This is a genomic window from Streptococcus sp. FSL E2-3494, assembly GCF_038007085.1.
GTDB lineage: Bacteria > Bacillota > Bacilli > Lactobacillales > Streptococcaceae > Streptococcus > Streptococcus thermophilus.
In genome coordinates this window covers 329,409-348,096 of sequence record NZ_JBBOWN010000001.1, presented here as the reverse complement: position 1 = coordinate 348,096, position 18,688 = coordinate 329,409, and the positions used below count along the sequence as shown (strand labels likewise).

Below are 18,688 nucleotides of genomic sequence, written 5' to 3'. Positions count from 1 at the left end.
TAAAACCTCACTATCTTAAAGATTCACGAATAAATTTTTTAGTTTCTTTAATCATCAACTTCACTTCATTTTCGGTATATGTTCCATCAGTGAATTTAGGACTAATTTCTTTACGTGTTTCAGTACCGTAAAAAGTATCGTAATAACTAATATTTATTTCACCACTGGTAAATACTCGAACATAAATCTGTTCATTAGACAAGTAAAGCTTGATTTTACTTCCTAAGCAAGAATAGCGTGCAACTGAAAATTTTGTAGATGATTTTCGTAAACGGTCGCCTTTTTGACTGATTCTCAACAAATAGCGCTCTAATTCTTGAATAAATAAGCGTTTTGTATCAGCTCTAGATAATTTTTCTTCTTCCATATTTTTTACCTCAATATAAATGCTACTATTTACATAAAATAGTAGCATTTATAATTGTTTTCCTTTTTCAATTTGTTTAGTGATAGCCCATTTGATTTTGTTGACGAAGGCTTCTTTTTGAATTTTTCCTTGTCCGATTTGAGCTAATACTTCTTCCCATTTTCCTGTTGTTTCAGGGTTAGTATATGCAATCTCTAATTGATCTAGATAATGAATTAATAATTTTCCTCTTTCAGTTGGGAAAAACTGTCCTGTTTTCTTATTCTTAGTGACATAGCCTTTGTCCTGAATTAAATCAATCATCCCATCACGAGTTGCAGACGTACCTAAATTGTACTTAGGTAACAATTTCTTCAATAAAATTTGTTCCGTAATTCGTGTAGGTGGCTTTGTCATTTCCTCTAAGAGTTTACATTCAACGGGAACTTTTTGACCTTCCTGGTAATATGGTAGCTCCCTATCTTCTTTTTTTGCTGCTAAATAGTTACGCCAGCCGTTATCTTTGTTTACAGTACCAGATGCTTTAAATTCAAGTCCATGATTATCGAGAATAACACTGGTTGATTGATAGCGATAGTCAGGGGTAAACATCAGTAAGGTTCTGAAAACTACCTTTTGATAAATGAGTTTTTCATCATCACTTAGCTCATTTAAATCAGGAATATTTTCGGTTGGAATAATAGCATAGTGCTCTAAAACTTTCTTATCATTCACATAATTTTTTCTTGGCGAGCGATTAGGCGTTTCTACTTTCTTATTGATTGTTTTTTGATAATCGTCTATATGTTCAACTAAGTAAGCGAATTCATTGGTTGTAATCAATGTTGAGTCAGTACGTGGATAGGAAAGATAACCTTTTTGATAAAGGCTTTGGACCAATTCTTTCGTTTTAGTGGCATCAAAATGATATAGCTTACTCATTTCTGATTGAAAATTAGTTAAATTATAAAGCTTAGGTGCTTCTTGCACTTTTTCTTCACTCGTAACCGTTTTGACAACTGCTATATTAGCTAACTGTTGTAGCATCTGTTCTGCTTCAGCTTTTGATTGATATTTAATATCGTTGCTAAATATAACTTTGGCTTCAGGATCAATCAGTTTTAGCTGCCAATAAGGACTCGGTTTAAAGCTTTCAATAGCTTCATCATTTCTAACGATTAGACTAACGATAGGTGTTTGAACACGTCCGACCGACATAGAATGTTCTTTTTTATCCAGGTAACCTTCTTCTTTCATCTTAATAGTTACAAAAGGACTTAAATTGAAGCCAACCAGCCAGTCGGCATCACCTCTTGCATCTGCTTCATGAAAATAGTTGATGGAGTCTTTTGGATTTTTAAGGCTTGAGAACGCTTGTTCTAATCCCTTTTTTGTTAAAGAATTTGCCCATAAACGATACTTAATTTTTCTTAATGCACCTGGAATTAATTCTAAAATTCGGTAAGCAATCGCTTCTCCTTCACGGTCGGGGTCTGTTCCAATAATAATGGCATCAACTTCTTTAACAGATTGTTTGATAGCCTTAAATCGTTTAACAGTATCTTTTTTAGGCTCATAAGCAAATCCATCTGGTAAAGCTGGAAGATTAGCCATATCCCAATTTTCAAAGTTAGTATATGGATTAATACGTTCAACTAAATGACCAACGGCAGGAGCAACAATCACTTCAGCATTCAATACAGATGATTGAACACGCCAAACACCTTTATCGTTTTTAGGGGTTCCTAAAGCGTTCGCATACTTTTTAGCCTGGTCAGGCTTTTCTGCTAAAAGTAGATATTTCAATAAAATCACTCTCCTTTCTATTATTTCTATCATAGTTATAAAATATTTTTTATTAATAAAATAAATGATAAAATAGACTAAAAATTATTTAGAGGTAACCAATGCTTTCTGATCTTATTTTATTTATTAATATGTACACGAAGTCCTATCTTTCTTTTAAAAGCAATAAAATACTGATTGATTACCAACAACGTTGGATAAAATTATTTTCTAAAGTAATTTCAAATCCTTTACCAGAAGAATTAAATATACGTTTTAATGAATGCTTCACACTTCCTATCAATATTTCGGAAAATACTACCATAAATATTCAATTTAACATAGGTAATCTATTAGAAGAAATAGATAAGGTTAATATTCCAACTATATCAATATCTACCCAACAGTTTATTGAAAACAATTCTCAGAATAGACTATCTCTAATGACTAATTCTCAACTAATTGGATATGCTATTGATAAATCTTTAAAAACTGTTAGCTCAAATCCAGTAATAGTTTGTAACTCTGATTTCTTTTTCAACTTTGTTCTAGATGGCAATCATAGAATTGACTATGCTAAAAAGAAAAGAATTGATACTATCAGCTCTCAAGTTATCTCTTCAAAATTCTTAGCAACCACCCCTCATCTTTTCGAAGATAGGATAAGTTACCTTCTTTTTTGTTTTTTAGAAGATGTTGCACTTCTTGCATTTGCTCTTCACCAAAAGCAGAAGACAGGGCTTTTTGGTATTCTAAGAACTGAATCGTCTCTTTTAAAGAAACAATCAATTCTTCCAGTTGTTCAGGAGTATATTGAAGATACATGTCATCAAAGTTAGCTTGTCTTACATAACCACTACCAATGAGGTTTTGAAAATCATTATATTCCTCTGTCTTATGGTCACCATGAGCTTTATTTTTAAATAATTTCATTATAATCTCCTTATATATTTTAAATAAGTCACACGATTTTACAAAAACAAAAGCTACACCGTTTAACGATGTAGCTTATTTTTAGTCTGATAAATTTAATAGTAACTGTTCAAGTTTAGTAACCAAAGGATCATCTGGATGTTCCTTTAGATAATGTAACAATTCATCCTCTGAAATTCCAAGTGTTTTAAAGAATGGACTTTGTTTTGATGTAGCCATATAAACCTCCTGAAACTATTATACTTTATTACACGCTAAACTTCACCATAATACTCATCGGCTTCCTCATCTTCTGGTGGGAGTTCAAAGATTTCACCAGTCGCAAAATCCACTGCTTTGATTTCATTTTCTTGTGTCTGAGATTGGCTTTCTACGCTTATTTCAGGCAATTGAACGGGTACTTGTTCATAAACAGGCTCTTCTGTGGCTTGCGTGTTTACTTCATCAGCTTGTGCTACTTCTACTTCAGTTAGTTTTGAAGTAGCAATATCATTATCTTTAACAAACTGATCATAACCTTTCATATCTGGATACCAGATATTTTTAGGGTCAATTTTTCCATCGCGTGCGTTATTAAAGAGTTCTGGATCTTCAACCATAAAACGAATGTAATTATACCATTTTCCATCATTCGGATTGTCAGATAATTCATCCTTCATAGGGTGGTCTGTTACCATAGCCTTTTTATCTCGGAAAACATTTTGTTTTGAGATAAATACTAATGCTTCATCAACACCGATACGTGCAATTTCATCAGGTGTCATCAAGTCACGCTGATGAGCTTGTGTACTTGTAGATCCTGATACACGTTGACCACGTTGTTCAGAATAGCTTTTTTGTGTAATGGTTTGTTTACCAGCACGCATTGAGAAGTAACGCATAGTATCTTCGTCATTAGTCCCTAAGAATAGCAAGGTTGCACAGTTATTAACCATTGATTTTCGTGCTTTATCGCCATAAATCGTATCAAGCTGACTAATCGCTTGAATGATGATTTTAACAGACATTTCACGACTACGAATAGATGCTAAAACTTCATTGAAATGAGGGATTTTACCAATGTTAGCAAATTCATCAAAAATAAATTGGACGTGCACCAAATCGTCAGCTGTATAACCATCTTTCTGCCCCTGAATAATAGCATCTGCATTATGGGTTAGCTGGTCAAACATGACTGTAAACAAAGTAGATGCTAGGAAACTGAAAGCTTTGTTGGTTTCTGAAATAGCAACAAAAACGGCTGTCTTTTCCGTGTTCCAGGTATCCATCTCCATAGTGTCAGCCATAATCAAATTGGTGACAGCTTGGTGATCGAAGATAGAATATTGTGTAGCGACAATCGCTAGCACACTAGTTCTTGTTTCAGCTTCAAAGTTGCTGTTAAACAAGTCCCATTGTCGACAAGCATAATTTCCAGGCATGGCTTTTTCGAGATTTGCAAACATCTTTTCAACAGGACTAGGTTCATTTTCATTTGGACGTTTCATGTTACGTAGTAATTCAGAAACCATTGATAGGTTAGGGGTGTAATTTTGAACCTGACTATCAAAATAGAGATAACCAATCAATGCACGATTAAGAAGAAGTTTTGCTTGATTCCAGAAATCTTCACCTTCACGATCACCTTTTTTACTTCCTTCAACGATTGCCTCTGTGATACGGTCAATATCTAGTTCTGATTTCATGTAGTGAAAAGGATTGAACATATCTGATTTAGTGAGGTTAACTAAATCAAATACTTTAACCTGGTAGCCATGTTCTTCAAGCATCTTACCCGTTTCACGAACTAAAAGCCCTTTTGGATCAGTGACTATAAAACTGGAGTTCATTTGCATAAGGTTAGGTTTAACATAAGTAAATGTTTTACCATCACCAGGAAGCCCAACAACAAGAACATTTTTATTCAATTGCCATTGAAACGGAAGATTCTTATTAAACAATCCCATTTGGGCATTCTTTGTGAAAATCATATTGTTTGTTGGCTCTGGATCTTTAAAGCCAGCAATCTCTTGAGCAAACGCAAACTTTGCTGAACCTGCTTCTTCACCGTGGCGGTAATTTTCAGCTGGTTTGATTTTCAAGTAAAACATCATCCCAATAAAGAAACCAACCATTGCAGTTAAAATAGCAAATGGATTGAAGTTAGGATAAAAGTATGGTGGTTCAACATATTTTTCCAGGACAAAAGTATACTGGCTAAATAAATTTGTCATATCTGGTTTAGGAGCTATGCTATATAATGCATAAGCTCTGTGAGTTAAAAAAGCTAAAACCAGACTAATGATTAGATAAGGGATAAGAGGTTTCTTTTGAAGTTTCATCAGATACTCTTTCCTTTCTTCTTAGTTTTAACAGTATCAAGTTTTTCCTTAGTTGCTTTCTTGATTTTGTTAATCTGCTCTTTTGGTGTTAACTCTTTTTCTGATTTCATATATTTTTCTTTAGCTTTTTTAGGGTCATTAACGATTTCATTAAGAGTGTGTCTCAGAGCATCCGCAATAACTTCCCTATTAGGAGCTTCAAACCAGACTTGTTTTGTACCATCACCGAGGTCTTTAAAAGCAAAACAGACACCTGATTTTTTCAATTCATCAGTAAACTTTTTAAGGTTAACATCTGCTTCTAAAAAATCAATATGATCTTTTGTTAAAGATGATTGATTGAAGTTTTTAAAAGACTGTTCCCCAATCTGTTTGTGTTCATCATAAGTTTTATACAGCTGTTGTGCCGCATAAGCTAAAAATTGAAATAACTGTTTACCTGTCTCAAGAGTGACACGTGCACCTCTATCAAAAATTTGTTCTTGATCCATCTTTCTCCCCCTTTATGTTATGGATAAGCAGTTAGTTTAGGAGCTTTTGAGACTAAATAGCCATATTTAGCTTCTTTGTTTTGTTTTACGGTTAGTGTCAAACGTTTGTTAGCGGTTGAATTATCGTCATAGCGACAATTAATAACATAAGTTAAAGTCGTTACTTTTTTAGTCATCACTTCTTTTTCTAACAAAACACTAACTGTTGTTGCTTTGTCAGTATCAAACTGTTTTAAATCAAGCGAATTAGAAATAAAATCCTCACGAGCTGATGAGTTTGCAAAATAATTACTAATGAAATAGCGACAAAAAACATCAGCTCCTTGATTAATGGTAGTCTGTTGTGTTTTATTCTCCTCTTTTTGATACCTACTGTAATGATTAGTAAGAGAAGTCGCTAAACTAAAAATTGAGAGTAACAAAGCTATCATTACCCAAAAACGATTAGAAGACTTGGGAGTTGCTTTAACAGATGGCTTTGATTTGCTCATATTTTCGTTTGCGGTTGATAATTCCTGTTTTTTCTTTTGAACTCTTTGAGTTTTTTCTTGCTTAGTCCCACGTCTGAAGAAGAATTTCTTATCCTTTTTTAGTCCAAAGTCACCTAAAAGCTCTTTAACGTCTTGTTCCCCAGAAGATGGAATAGTGAGTTCCATTGACTCTAGCAGCTCTTCATTTTTATCAAGATGAAAAAGTTGAAAAGTGGCTGTTGTATTTAGCTGCAAGCAACGATTTTCTTCACCTTCCAAGAAAAATTCTAACTCTTCTCGATTTTGAAAATCGCGCTGTTGACCTGTACTTAATCTTGTAATGCGAAACATTACGCATCACCCCCAAGTTTGTCCTTGTTATCAGCTAAAAAGGCTTCTAAGTCCGATAAACTCATGCCATATTCTTTAAGAATTTCTTGTTGACGTTTGGCTTCAAGTTCTTTAATATCGGCTTCCAGTTGTTTAATTTTCTTTTGAGCCGCTTCAAGAGATGCTTTTGCTTTATTGAGTTGTTTCAATTTGTCTTTTAAGCGATCACTTGTTGATTTTTGACGGCGTGCTGATTTTGAAGTGTGTTGTTCTGTTCCAAAAGTAGTTTCATTCATTTTCTTTTCTCCCTTTTATAGTGATAAATTATCTAAGCTATCATTAACAATTGTTTTCTCTTTAACAGGATAATCACCTTGATTTTGATTAACGGCAACAATATACCATTTATCAACTTGAACTTCAGTTACTTTATGAGTAACTTCTTTTTTATCTTTATAAGTTCTAGTTTGTAGTCGTCCTGTTACCTGAAGAGTGTCACCTTTGGCTGTTAACGTGTTAAAGCTTTCAGCAGGTGCTCCCCACAAGACACAGTCAATAAAGTCAGCTGGATAAGAACCATCCTCTGTTTTATAGTCTCTACTTGAAGCAAGTGTAAAAGAAATAACCGAACGGTCGTTGACTTTTCTTAACTCTGTATTTTTAGTCAGACGTCCTGTAATAATACTTTGATTTAACATTGCCTTCTCTCCTATTCATCATTACTAGCAATGACATCTCCATAAGAATTTTGTGAAGCTGTCGGATCTTGAGAATCTGTAATTAAAAGCGTACTCATGTTATTTACGAGATATTTGCCATCAACTTTATTGTAAGTTAATTGAATAATAGTGTTATTATCTACGCCTGTTTGAGCACCTTCAGTTGAATTCTTTTTCTGAAGTAAATCATTTGTGTAATTAACATAGCAAATAACTTTATCATTGGTTTTATCAATATAAATTTGAGCATCTTTAAATTCAAAATTGACAACAAAGCCTTTATAAGCTTGATTTTGTGCTGTTTCTTCCTCAGATACAGCAGCATTATACATGCCATCAGTCATATATTCTTTGTAGCGATTACGATTTTCTTCTAAATCTTTTTTAGTGTAATAAGCGATTAAAAATTGCTTAACCCAACTTTCGGTCAATTGATGACCTTCTTTAACTTTTTTAGTTGACGTTGTGTGACTTGAGGATTGATTATCAGTTTTCTTTCCCATTGATCCAAATCCTAAACCAATGAGAAAGATAACGATAATACCTACAATCATCATGACACGTTTAAAAAAGGTCACTTTAAATTCATCTATCATTATCTTTCCTTTCTGTTAAGGTGTTGCAAACGTGTAGTATGGAGCGTTACGACAAACACGCCAATGAATTTGACTTTGATTACCTGCATAATTACATTCAGATACCAAAAAACTACCATCAGCATTGACCGCTTCAACGATCATAACGTGTCCATATTGCGGATAGGTACTATCAAATCCACCAGCCGTTGAGCAAACAGCGCCAACCGTTGGCATTGTACTAAACTTCCAACCTTTAGCGACAAGATTTCCTACCCAATTTTTACCATCACCGAGATGACCATAACTTCCTGATAAATCCGTAATTTCACCTAGTTCAACCAGACGATTATAAGCATACCAAGTACATTGACCTGCAGGATAACCGTTACCAGGTTGTGTTGTCATGCTGACACCAGTCGGCATGCTTTTAATTTTATCTCGATACTCCTCAGGAAAATTCCAAGAGGAAGCCATTGTTCCACCACCTGCAATTGATTGATGGAACCAGGATAATGCTTGTTTAGCATAACTTTGACGTTGCGAAAGTGTTCCGTTGTTGATACCTTCCCATTTTGTTAAGAAGGTTTTGGTAAGACTATCTGTATCAGAATTAGAGGTTAACACACTTTTTAAAATATTTTGATAGTAAGGTGAATCACCTTCTAGCATGAAGCGTATTTGTGTTTCTAATTCGTACCATTTTTTACCAATTGAGTTAGCATAATTAATTAGCATTGTGTGACGAGTAGCACCATCAGTGGTATCAGTCCATTGACCAAGTCCAAGCCCACGACGAAGGATATTAGGATAACCACCACCATAAATAGCTGTACCACCCATGTTTAACCAATTTGCATCATCCCAACGTCCATCAGATGCACCAACAGGGGGACTTAAATAATCACCTTCAGCACGCTTTGCTGTAATAGACGACTCAACAGCAAAGTTTCCAACAACAGCAGCAATACCATTATCAGTAGCGCTTGGATAAAACTTCTTCATCAAGTCATAAAATTGTTTAGCACGTCCACTCAATTCAGATGATGTTCGCATAACGACAGTTGTTTGAGCGTACTTAACAAATGGGAAATAAAAACCAGGATTAACTAACACCCAAACGTTTGTCTTATTTTTCTTCGTCTTCTCCGTATAGCCATAGGAAACATCTTTATTTTTAATATCCTGTAACCATTGAGAATCTTTACTATCAACTTCACCATATTTTTTGGCATAGGCAATCTTTTGTGAGCCACCAGAAACTGTTCCAAGCTCGGCTCCTGCTTCTACCTTATCACCTGTTTTAACTCGAATAGCTGATATGTTATAAAAAATAAAACGAGCATCGTTATCTGAAATAATTAAATTAGTTGTTTTAGTTTCGTTACCCTTCAAATCTTTTGTTGTAACGGTAATTTTACCATCCATGACTGCATAAAGCTTTTGACCTGACTGAGCTTGAAGTGTGGTTGTTGGATCGATTTTATCCTTTGAAGTATAACCATATCGCTTAGAAATCGTAAGGTAATCTGTATCGCTCTTAGCATCATCTGCCGAATAAAATGGATTAATCAATTCTTGAGTAGCTAAGTATTTTCCTGTTTCGGATTGACTCTCAAGAATTTCTTTATAATCTGCTAAATCATCTTTATCTAACTTCATCCAGGCTTTACCGTTGGTATAAAGTTCCGCCATGGTTTTTAGATTGTCAATATCACTGTTCTCCTCTTTCCAGATATCATCAAGAGCATCAGAAAAATGATTAAAACCAAGTGCGCCAGTTAATTTACCGCCTGTACCATCATCCCAGTTAGCATCAGGTTCCCATTCACCACCATAGCGGAAATTCATGTAAAGCAAGATTGAGTCAATATCTGTGTAGTACTCGACCTGATCAGACGATTTTTGTCGGTCAACTTGTGAAATATGAAGCCATGACTGATTAAGCGTGAAATCATTTTGTTGAATGACATTACTTGAAAAGATTGAGGAAACAATAATTATCAAAAACAAGATAAAAGCAAGAACAGCGCTGACAATCCATGTAATGGGATTAGCTAATAAGGTTGCTGCTACACTTGCAGCTGTCTTAACAGCTGAAGCAGTCGCTTGTGCTACTTTTGTAGCAGCTTTTGCTGTTGTTTTAGTTGCAAACTTAGCTCCTGCTTTTGTGCTTTTATAAGCTCCTCGACTAACTTTAACCATGCCTTTACTTTTTCGATAGGCTAGTTTAGCACCTCGCCAAGTCACTTTACCAGCTTGTTTAGCAACTGCTTTTGACTGTCTCGTTCGATACTGTAAATTTTGTAAATCTGACAAAGTATCATCTTGATCCATCGCAGTTGTTTTTATCTGATGACTAGCATTTAAAGCTATATTCTTACCAGTTCGTCTAGCTTTCTGACCAATGGTTGGATTAGTCTTTCTGACTTTCTTTTTGATTTTCTTAGTAGCTTTCTTTTCGGCTTTTGCTTTCTCTAGGTCGTCAACAATCTTTTCACCATCTACATCTTTATCAATGCCTTTCTCGGCTCTTCTTAAAGCTACTCTAGCATGTTTCACTTTAATCTTAGCTTCATGATGCTCCTTTTTAGCAGCGTTTTGAGCTTTCTTAGCTGATAACTGATTGTGACGTTGAACACTTTCTTTAATATGACGTTTTCTGACTACACGCTTTCTTAAATCATCTTTGTTAGACATAATTCACCCCCTCTCCTTCTAACTATCCTGATAAATAAATTGATTAATCAATTTGACGATAAGCATCTGTTGCAACCAAGCGGAATAGTTCAGTATTTTTAGGAATTGGATTTTCAAACGGTACTGCTGTTTGACCTGCAATAATTAAACCAGTTCCTTTTGCTTTCGGTTTTTCAACATAACGAATAAGTGCATCTGTCAAATTGATAGTTTGAGTTAAGTATTGTAAATCTGTTTTCTTTTGCTTCAACAAAACAATAAACTCACTATTTGAAATCAATTTACGTCCTTCAGTACGAGCTAATAGTGTTTCAACGTTCTGAGTAATCCCAGTTGGAATAGCACCATACTTACGAACACGGGCGTAAAGGTTGGTAAAGAACTCTGCTTGATTATCTGTCAAGAATTGATTTTGCATTTCATCAAAATAAATGCGAGTGGTTAACTTACCTTGATTATTAACGACCTGGTTCCAAATGTAATCTTGTACAACCATCAAGGCAAATGGTTTTAATTTACCATCAAGTTTTTTCAAGTTGAAAATAACCACTTGATTATTCAAATTGACATTCGTTTCATGAGAAAAAATATCTTGAGAACCATTCGTATATGATTCTGACTTCAAAGCCAAATCTTGAGCTACATCTTCAGGTTGTTCCAACAGAATGTTGTACCAGTCTTTTAAAGTCGGTGTCCTATCAGTGATTTGTTCATAACATAAACGTGTGACACGGTCAATAATTGAAAAGTCCTCATCAGTAACTTCTTGAAGAATATTTTCAAAAAGTCCCATGATAAGTGATGATTTTTCACCGATTGGATCAGCATCTTCAGCTGATAGATTTTCTTCATCTGGTAAATCCATCAAATTTAAGTGGGTTTGCGATCCTGGGAAAATATCAATCAGTTGAGCATCAAATGCACGTCCTATGTCAGAATATTCATCTTCAGGGTCAACAATAATAATACGGTCATCAGGATATCTTAAAATGGTTGGAATGACTTCACTAGTCTTAACAAAAGCAGACTTACCAGAACCTGAAGAACCTAGGATAACACCAGAAGACGTATTCAAATCACGTTGACGATCAAGCGTAATAATATTGTTTGAAATTTGATTTTGTCCGTAATAGATAGCCATAGGACTGTTACTTTGCAAGTCGGTATTTGTAAATGGAATTTGTGTAGCAATATTTGTCGTTGTCATATCACGCATAAAGCGACGTTTAACATCAAGGTAAGTTTTTCCGATTGGTAACATGGTATTAAGTGCTTCTTCTTGGTGATAATAAGTTTCTTCAAAATCAACCACATGCTTACGTCCTGCCTGTTTGACACGGTTTGTATAATCAGCAAGTTCTTCAGGTGTATCTGCTTTCAGCATGACTGCAAAAATACCTGAAAACATTTTTTGGTCATTATCATTAATTTCAGTACTCCATTTAGCGGCTTCTTCTGCAGTAGCTTGAGCTACACCTGATACAGCTAAATTTCCTGAAATACCTTTATCTGCAGCAACCTTTTGAGACTTAATCATATCCATTTTTACCCCTGCTTCAGCTGTATTGATTTTCTGAACAGCATCTGCTGGATCATACGGTTTAGCATGAATTGTAATCGCTAATTCAATTCCAACATCAGTGATTGACTTGATTAGACGGTCATTTAGAAAAGCTGGAAAACTTCTAGCAAAAAGAACTTTACAGTATTTCTTATCCATCATAAATTGATCCTGTTGAAACCAAAAACGTCCAGGAGCAACAAAAGATTTTGTTGTTAAACCACTAATACGTACATCTTTATAATCAACATTCAAATAAGGATTGCCACGTAACAAATCAGCAAAAATATTTAATCGTTCTGTTCCTGTTAAAGGTGTGAAGGGAATATCAATCACTTGGAATTGTTTTGAAAAGTTATTTTCAACATCATTTAATTTTCGATAAGCTTGTTTACGATCTCGTGCAGACGTTGAAACAGTGATAAATTTTTCAACCTTAAAATTATTTTGGTCAGTCGCAAAACGTGACGTAATCATATCATTATATTCTTGACGATAGACATCACGATCATCACTTTCAAGTTCATAGGTAATTTGACTTAAAAGCGTTGATGGAACTGGACGATTAATAATAAGTAATTGGTAAGTATTGTCACTGTCTAATCCATTCAAAGCTTCAACATAATAATCAATAATATCAAGCTTTTCATCCTCATCAGCTGTGATATAGTTAGTATCGCCCAACTCCCAAGTCTTAGAGTATTCTTCATCAACAATGTGCATCAATCCGTCTTCAAATAAAGACGTATATTTAATTGTGTTTTGAGTACTAGCTTTCAAAGCTTTTTTAAGCTGTTTTGCTCGCTCTTTATCTTCTTTAGTCAAAGGTGTCGTTCCATTCATGGACGCCCTTTTCTTGAATAAACGTACCATTCATTTCCTCACTTTCAAAATCTGTTTGATAAGCACGTTCTTGTACTGTAAATTTAAACATTAGAACTTCTTTAATATGTTCATCTTTCTTTATGCCATAAACAAATGATGGCGGAACAGTTAAAGCTAGTGCTAGATAGAACAAAATATCCGGTAATTTCAAAAAAGAAATCAATGTTGCTAAAGCAACACCAGTGACAATCCCAATTAGCATAATGAGTTGTCTCAAAGTAAAACCACCAACGACACTTCGTTCAAACTGGTCAATTGCTTTAAAAAATTCAGAACCTAGTTTGTTCATTTTTCTCCTTTTTATTAAGACACATTCAATAATTGTTTAGCTTTACGTTGTGAACCAATCAGCAAAATTAAGAACACTACACATTTACCTATATAGCTAAAACCATCAGCATAGCCACCCAGCCATGAATCTTTTGAAATTTGAACCGCAGTATCAATATTAAAACCTTGCCAAATGACAAGCGTTAAAACTATCACTGCTCCCTGAAGCGCTATTGCACCAAATGTTTTTAAAAAGTTAATAGCAATATGTCGTGTATTATCACCCATCCAAAAAGCAACAATGACTGGCGCTATTGCTTTAAAAAAATAAAGTTCAATAAAACGCAACAGAACCATAACTTTGATTGACAACATTGCTGCAACACCAACAAATCTAGCTACTAAATTAATTGGATGTCTAATAAACGGATTTCCTTTTTTAATATCAATATATTCAAACATTGTATCTCCACTTAAATCGACACCAATCAGTTTAGTAACACCATTGGTGAACCACATAATAGCATTTAATACAGCACCTGATTGAGCAACTAGAAAGTATGCAATAAAGTATTTTATAGCAACTTCTAAAAATAACTTCCAAGTCATTTCGCCACCTTGATTACGAATAAAGCGATACCAAGAAAGCATTTCAATTAAAAATAAAACAGATACTAAAATATAACCAATAGCCATTAAAGATTTGTTAACAGCAACTATTGAAGAATTTACTGACTTGTTGTAACTTCCTAAACCCTTAGTTAACTCTGTAAGTATGTCTTTCATCATGCTCCTTTCTGACCAAAATAAAAAGAACCTCGAAAGGTTCTTATCAAATCATTTATTGTATTCTTCAACTTTTGAAAAAGTAACAAGAAGAGCAAGTAGAACAATCACTATTCCAATAATCCAAGCATCTAGCACAGGGTGAGGAAAAAAATTAATAGATCCTGTTTCACTAAAAACAGTATCTCCAAATAATAAATTAGCAACCCAAGTAATACTTTTTGGAAATTTTGTATAGTCACCATCATACAATGTAAATCCAGCAATTGCCATTAAACAAAAGATTGCAAATTTAGAAACAAACCAAATGACCATCACACCAATTGCTGATTTGATTAAATTAAAGAAAAGCATTGTTAAATATAGTGGAGACATAAGAACAAAAAATAAAGCTTTGAAAAATCCACGTCCTAGAAAGCCTAAAGCATCCTTTAAGTGTTCGCCAAATGTTGGCTTATAAGATGCGTTAATGCGTTCCAACTCAGCTTGTGACTCTTCTGGTGTATGCCATCTAATACCGAAATGTTCCCATTTAGCATTATCAAGTTCATCCGCTGTTGGTGGACGTCCGTTAGTGGCTTCAAAGTTTTTTGCAAAAGCTACATAATCAAATTCCTTACTCATTCTTATTCTCCTTGTAACCCTTTTACTTACCGTTATTATACCACTTTTTCAACTGATTATCTTACATGTATGTAAGTTATTAGAATGAGATTGAGCGCATAGCCGCAACAATTGCTGCCGCAACACCTGCTGAAATAACTGCAATAGCTCCACCTGAAACCATTGAAGTCATGCCTTGGTCCATCATAGCTGGATTACCATTTTTACGTCCTGAAAAATAGTCAAAGGCTCCTGTTAATACCCACCCAAGACCTACGATTGAAAGAATTGCTCCTAAAGCTGTAACTACACGAACTGCTGTATCCATAATAAATTTCTCCTTTTAAGTGTAATAAAAAAAGACTGTAAATTGTCTTATCAATTATTTTTACAGCCTGAAATAAGAAGGCAGTTACCTGCTCCTAGAAGGATACTATCAGGAGATTTAGACGTAACAATTATTTAGGCAAGATAGAATCCTTCTAGGAACAGGCACCGCCTGTCCTTAATATAAATTAGTTATGTTTTTCTTTTTTGCGAAGACCAAAAGCTGCACCAGTAGTCAGAATTAGACCAATGAATGTTGCAAAAACATTCATTGGTGTTGTTTTCTCACCAGTCATCGGAAGCGCTGCAGCTTTAACAACTGGAACTTCTTTGATTGGTTTAACTGGAACTTCTTTGATTGGTTTAACTGGTTCTTCTGGTTTTGCTGGTGTTTCAGGTGTTGGCGTATGAGTTGTTACCTTAGCAACCAACTCACGACCATTGATAGTATTGATGAAAGTATTTTCAACTTCACCATCTTTAATACGTTCTACTTCAATCCAGAAGTCTGCATCAAAAGTACCTTCAATACCTAGTGAGCGAAGGAAGTCTTCATTAATGCTGTAAGCCCATTCACCCGCTTGAGCATTCCAAGTCACTTTAACAATTTTATTAATAAAGTCATCATTAGTATCTTGATTGAACTCAAAGATAAAATGATAATTTGTTCCAGCTGCGATAGTATCGCCTGCTTTAATAACTGTACCATCATCAGTAATAACATCGTATGTTAATGTCATATCTTCTTTGGCAGTATACTCTGTACCAGTAATGACAGCTTTCCAGTTTCCTGTGAATCGGTCATGTTCAATATCTAACTTATCTTTACCATCGTATTGCCAAAGTGTATCATGATCTTTTGGAACAGTCACACCATCTAGTTTATAGTTAAAGACTTGATTAAGCCCAACTTCTTGACCGTCAAGGACTGTACCGTTTTTACTAATGGCATGTTTTTCTGGTGATACGTCTGGAACTTTAACAAAGACTAGATTTGATTGATAAGCATTTCCGAAGTCAATTTGATAGAAATCATTAGGAACAACAGTGCCTGCATCTGCTGTGAGATAGGCAGGAAGGTCAATGGTAACGTTCTTACCTGCCTTAACATAGTTTGTATAGAAACTTGCAGGGTCTTTATCTACCCAAAGATAGAACTCACCAACTGGTGATAAACCTGATTGATCCAAAATAGCTTGAACTTCGTCTGAAATTGTTTCACCTGCAAGAACATGATACATCGTAAAGAGGTCATTCAACTTATTAACAGCAGTTGTTTCTTCGCTATCGTTATCACCTGTATGATTAGTTGATACGCCGCCTGCTTCTGTAACATCTGCAATGTCAGTAGAAAGCGTTGTTGTTTCGCCATTATCAGTCAAACGAATCACAATACCATCTTCGTTAACAGTAAACATGCCATCTTCAACGTCATCTAAGATAGCAAACCCTTTAGAAATAGCATCTGTTGAAGCTGTTACTTCTGTATAAGGTGTGTAATCAGTATTAAGGTGGAAAACAACGTTTTTATCGAAAGTTGTTGACCCATCAATGTCGTTACCATAAGTATCTGTGATTTCCTTCGTTGGTTGAGGTGCTTCTGGCGTTGGTGTTTTTACTGTATTTGAATAAACTTGATAAAGGTTGTCATTAACAAGCATTTTATAAGTGTTATCGTAATAAGCGGCATCATAGGCAGGCGCCCAATCAACCGTTGGCACAACTAATTTTTCACCTGTATAAGTTGTTTTATAAGTGAACGTTTCTGTTGCAGCATCGTAGCTGACTTCCCAACCATTCGCAACTGCTGCAGCAATATTGTCATCAACGTTGTAGTATTCCCCTGCTTCGAGTGGATCGATAATCGTAACGGTATCACCAACGTTAAGGTTAGCATAGAGATTTGAAATATCAAGTGTATCTGTTAAGACATCACCTTTAACAGCAGTCTTACCATCCATATCAACACCATCACTATTGGCGCGATCTTTTTCAACCATTGGGCTGTAGTTAAGCTTGTAGTCATGGTAACTTGCTTTAATAGTTTGATTTGTTGTGTCTGACAAACTTGTCAATGCCAAACTTGGTTTTTTTGGATTGACAGCCGTTACCAAATTCGCTTTGACCTCAGGTGGATTTACAGGATCTGGAGCTTTATTGGTATTCGTAAAGCTAATAACGGCTTGACCATGTGTGTTGTAGATCCAGTTATCATCAATATTCAAGAAACCAACATTAGCCAAGGTATCACCGACAGAAACACCGTGTTCATAAGTTAAAGTTGTTGAGCGATTAATGGTATCTGTAAAGGAATCATTACCAGTATGATAAGTACTGTAAATTTCAGTACCGCCAAGCGTATAAACATGGAAGTTTAGATTTTGATTAACCGCATAGTTTGGTCGATAAGCTGTATAAGAGTAAGTATAGAGCTCAACGCTATCCAAATAGACGGTAATATTACCATTACCTTGAGATTCTACATGGTAATTAAGTTTTCCTGTTAGCGTACCTGTACCAAGTGTGCCATAAGTATCATTCAAGCCATCGTTCATATCATGAGTGAAAGTAAAGGTACCATCAGCGTTGATTGTACCATTCATGAACGAATTACCATACGTCAAATTATCAACATCTTGTGTCTTAACACCTGCAGAGACAGAAACGTTTGTCCCATTGTTAAATGCAGCTAAATCAGCTGCATATTGTGCCAAAAGCGCATCAACAGCAGCTTTTTCGCTATTGGCTTGGGCAATAGTGGCATCATTTTGCGCTTGCAAGGCTTCAACATCAGCTACAGAGTTGACAACTTGACTTGATGTTGTTACCGTAACACCTTTATTCTTCAATTCGTTAGCTGCTGCTTCAACCGCTGCATTTAGCTCTTCTGCTTTTGAAACAGTGGCATCATAGTTAGCTTTAGCTTCTACATATTCAGCAACTGCTTCTTTGTTATCAGCTAAGGTTTGTTCAGCTTTTGTTTTAGCTTCGTTATTGGCACTAGCTGTACCGTCAGTAGCTGTTGATGGATCATTTGTCACTGTTACAGTTGTTTCTGAACCGTAAGTATCTTTAGCATTATTAACATAATCGTTATTGGCATCAATAGCAGCTTGCGCATCTGCATACGCTGTATTATTAGCGTTTTGTGTTGCTGTTGCTTGTTCTAGTGAGTCGACTTGTTTTTCTTGGTCGTTAGCAATTTCTGATTTTGTATCATTTAATCCATCAGTTGTTGTATCTGTTCCATAGTCTTTAGCAGCTTCTTTTGTCACGTCAACACCAACGTTGCTAGCTTCTGTCGCAGCAGCTTCCACATTACTGTTATCAATATCTACTGCTAGTGTCCCTTCAGAAGTATTAGCATTTTCTGCATAAACATTGTTATCATTGATGCTTTCGGGTTGACTCGTCACAACTTCTGTCGTGTTATCTGTAGCCGCTGTTGTTTCATCGGCAGAAACACCTGTTGCACCTGCAAAGGTAATGACAGCAGCTCCTAGGGCAATACCTGAAGCTAACCCTTTTGCCCATTTTTTCTTCCGAAAATAACCATGTCCTTGTAATTGTTCTTTCTGATTCATTT

The 18,688-nt window shown here is 35.2% G+C and carries 17 protein-coding genes; all 17 read right to left on the bottom strand.

The annotated features are described in order from the left end of the window. Window positions 1-10 precede the first annotated feature (10 nt). The gene (locus NST05_RS01875; RefSeq protein WP_232693804.1) at window positions 11-367 is read right to left on the bottom strand and encodes a hypothetical protein; all 357 of its coding nucleotides are present in this window, start codon (window positions 365-367) and stop codon (window positions 11-13) included. A gap of 48 nt (window positions 368-415) precedes the next feature. Continuing rightward, a complete protein-coding gene (locus NST05_RS01870) occupies window positions 416-2,152 on the bottom strand; it encodes a DNA topoisomerase (RefSeq protein ID WP_340742880.1) in 1,737 nt (578 codons plus the stop codon). 591 nt (window positions 2,153-2,743) lie between these two features. Further along, entirely contained in the window at window positions 2,744-3,064 is a 321-nt protein-coding gene (locus NST05_RS01865) for a hypothetical protein (RefSeq protein WP_232086937.1), read from the bottom strand. An 81-nt stretch (window positions 3,065-3,145) separates the two neighbouring features. Continuing rightward, complete coding sequence (locus NST05_RS01860) at window positions 3,146-3,283, bottom strand: hypothetical protein (RefSeq protein ID WP_014295365.1); 138 nt, start codon at window positions 3,281-3,283, stop codon at window positions 3,146-3,148. A gap of 35 nt (window positions 3,284-3,318) precedes the next feature. Then, on the bottom strand, window positions 3,319-5,385 hold the full coding sequence (locus tag NST05_RS01855; RefSeq protein WP_340742879.1) for a VirD4-like conjugal transfer protein, CD1115 family: 2,067 nt from the start codon (window positions 5,383-5,385) through the stop codon (window positions 3,319-3,321). After that, a complete protein-coding gene (locus NST05_RS01850) occupies window positions 5,385-5,876 on the bottom strand; it encodes a DUF3801 domain-containing protein (RefSeq protein WP_340742878.1) in 492 nt (163 codons plus the stop codon). Before NST05_RS01850 ends, NST05_RS01855 begins: the two co-directional genes overlap by 1 nt. 17 nt (window positions 5,877-5,893) lie before the next feature. Beyond that, window positions 5,894-6,697, bottom strand: a complete 804-nt coding sequence (locus tag NST05_RS01845) for a hypothetical protein (RefSeq protein ID WP_340742877.1) — start codon at window positions 6,695-6,697, stop codon at window positions 5,894-5,896. Further along, window positions 6,697-6,972 (bottom strand): hypothetical protein, encoded by a 276-nt coding sequence (locus NST05_RS01840; protein WP_001006384.1) that lies wholly within the window; start codon window positions 6,970-6,972, stop codon window positions 6,697-6,699. The genes NST05_RS01845 and NST05_RS01840 overlap by 1 nt, the downstream gene beginning before the upstream one ends. Window positions 6,973-6,987: 15 nt before the next feature. Continuing rightward, complete coding sequence (locus tag NST05_RS01835; RefSeq protein WP_000934359.1) at window positions 6,988-7,374, bottom strand: single-stranded DNA-binding protein; 387 nt, start codon at window positions 7,372-7,374, stop codon at window positions 6,988-6,990. Between the two features lie 11 nt (window positions 7,375-7,385). Then, on the bottom strand, window positions 7,386-7,991 hold the full coding sequence (locus tag NST05_RS01830; RefSeq protein ID WP_069986610.1) for a hypothetical protein: 606 nt from the start codon (window positions 7,989-7,991) through the stop codon (window positions 7,386-7,388). 15 nt (window positions 7,992-8,006) lie between these two features. After that, window positions 8,007-10,670, bottom strand: a complete 2,664-nt coding sequence (locus NST05_RS01825; protein ID WP_340742876.1) for a phage tail tip lysozyme — start codon at window positions 10,668-10,670, stop codon at window positions 8,007-8,009. A 43-nt stretch (window positions 10,671-10,713) separates the two neighbouring features. Next, window positions 10,714-13,074: a VirB4-like conjugal transfer ATPase, CD1110 family gene (locus tag NST05_RS01820; RefSeq protein WP_340742875.1), complete on the bottom strand. Its 2,361-nt coding sequence runs from the start codon at window positions 13,072-13,074 to the stop codon at window positions 10,714-10,716. Continuing rightward, complete coding sequence (locus NST05_RS01815; protein WP_084830811.1) at window positions 13,049-13,405, bottom strand: PrgI family mobile element protein; 357 nt, start codon at window positions 13,403-13,405, stop codon at window positions 13,049-13,051. The genes NST05_RS01820 and NST05_RS01815 overlap by 26 nt, the downstream gene beginning before the upstream one ends. A gap of 14 nt (window positions 13,406-13,419) precedes the next feature. Beyond that, window positions 13,420-14,172, bottom strand: coding sequence for a hypothetical protein (locus NST05_RS01810; RefSeq protein WP_084830812.1), 753 nt, complete (start codon window positions 14,170-14,172; stop codon window positions 13,420-13,422). Between the two features lie 51 nt (window positions 14,173-14,223). Beyond that, window positions 14,224-14,796, bottom strand: coding sequence for a hypothetical protein (locus NST05_RS01805; RefSeq protein ID WP_100262265.1), 573 nt, complete (start codon window positions 14,794-14,796; stop codon window positions 14,224-14,226). A gap of 79 nt (window positions 14,797-14,875) precedes the next feature. Further along, window positions 14,876-15,103, bottom strand: coding sequence for a hypothetical protein (locus NST05_RS01800; protein ID WP_000379152.1), 228 nt, complete (start codon window positions 15,101-15,103; stop codon window positions 14,876-14,878). A 187-nt stretch (window positions 15,104-15,290) separates the two neighbouring features. Further along, window positions 15,291-18,686: an SspB-related isopeptide-forming adhesin gene (locus NST05_RS01795; protein WP_340725722.1), complete on the bottom strand. Its 3,396-nt coding sequence runs from the start codon at window positions 18,684-18,686 to the stop codon at window positions 15,291-15,293. Window positions 18,687-18,688: the final 2 nt, after the last annotated feature.

Coding starts and splice junctions, on each gene's coding strand:
- NST05_RS01875 (WP_232693804.1), bottom strand. CDS start 367: ATGGAAGAAGAAAAATTATCTAGAGCTGATACAAAACGCTTATTTATT.
- NST05_RS01865 (WP_232086937.1), bottom strand. CDS start 3,064: ATGAAATTATTTAAAAATAAAGCTCATGGTGACCATAAGACAGAGGAA.
- NST05_RS01860 (WP_014295365.1), bottom strand. CDS start 3,283: ATGGCTACATCAAAACAAAGTCCATTCTTTAAAACACTTGGAATTTCA.
- NST05_RS01855 (WP_340742879.1), bottom strand. CDS start 5,385: ATGAAACTTCAAAAGAAACCTCTTATCCCTTATCTAATCATTAGTCTG.
- NST05_RS01850 (WP_340742878.1), bottom strand. CDS start 5,876: ATGGATCAAGAACAAATTTTTGATAGAGGTGCACGTGTCACTCTTGAG.
- NST05_RS01845 (WP_340742877.1), bottom strand. CDS start 6,697: ATGTTTCGCATTACAAGATTAAGTACAGGTCAACAGCGCGATTTTCAA.
- NST05_RS01840 (WP_001006384.1), bottom strand. CDS start 6,972: ATGAATGAAACTACTTTTGGAACAGAACAACACACTTCAAAATCAGCA.
- NST05_RS01835 (WP_000934359.1), bottom strand. CDS start 7,374: ATGTTAAATCAAAGTATTATTACAGGACGTCTGACTAAAAATACAGAG.
- NST05_RS01830 (WP_069986610.1), bottom strand. CDS start 7,991: ATGATAGATGAATTTAAAGTGACCTTTTTTAAACGTGTCATGATGATT.
- NST05_RS01825 (WP_340742876.1), bottom strand. CDS start 10,670: ATGTCTAACAAAGATGATTTAAGAAAGCGTGTAGTCAGAAAACGTCAT.
- NST05_RS01820 (WP_340742875.1), bottom strand. CDS start 13,074: ATGAATGGAACGACACCTTTGACTAAAGAAGATAAAGAGCGAGCAAAA.
- NST05_RS01815 (WP_084830811.1), bottom strand. CDS start 13,405: ATGAACAAACTAGGTTCTGAATTTTTTAAAGCAATTGACCAGTTTGAA.
- NST05_RS01810 (WP_084830812.1), bottom strand. CDS start 14,172: ATGAAAGACATACTTACAGAGTTAACTAAGGGTTTAGGAAGTTACAAC.
- NST05_RS01805 (WP_100262265.1), bottom strand. CDS start 14,796: ATGAGTAAGGAATTTGATTATGTAGCTTTTGCAAAAAACTTTGAAGCC.
- NST05_RS01800 (WP_000379152.1), bottom strand. CDS start 15,103: ATGGATACAGCAGTTCGTGTAGTTACAGCTTTAGGAGCAATTCTTTCA.
- NST05_RS01795 (WP_340725722.1), bottom strand. CDS start 18,686: ATGAATCAGAAAGAACAATTACAAGGACATGGTTATTTTCGGAAGAAA.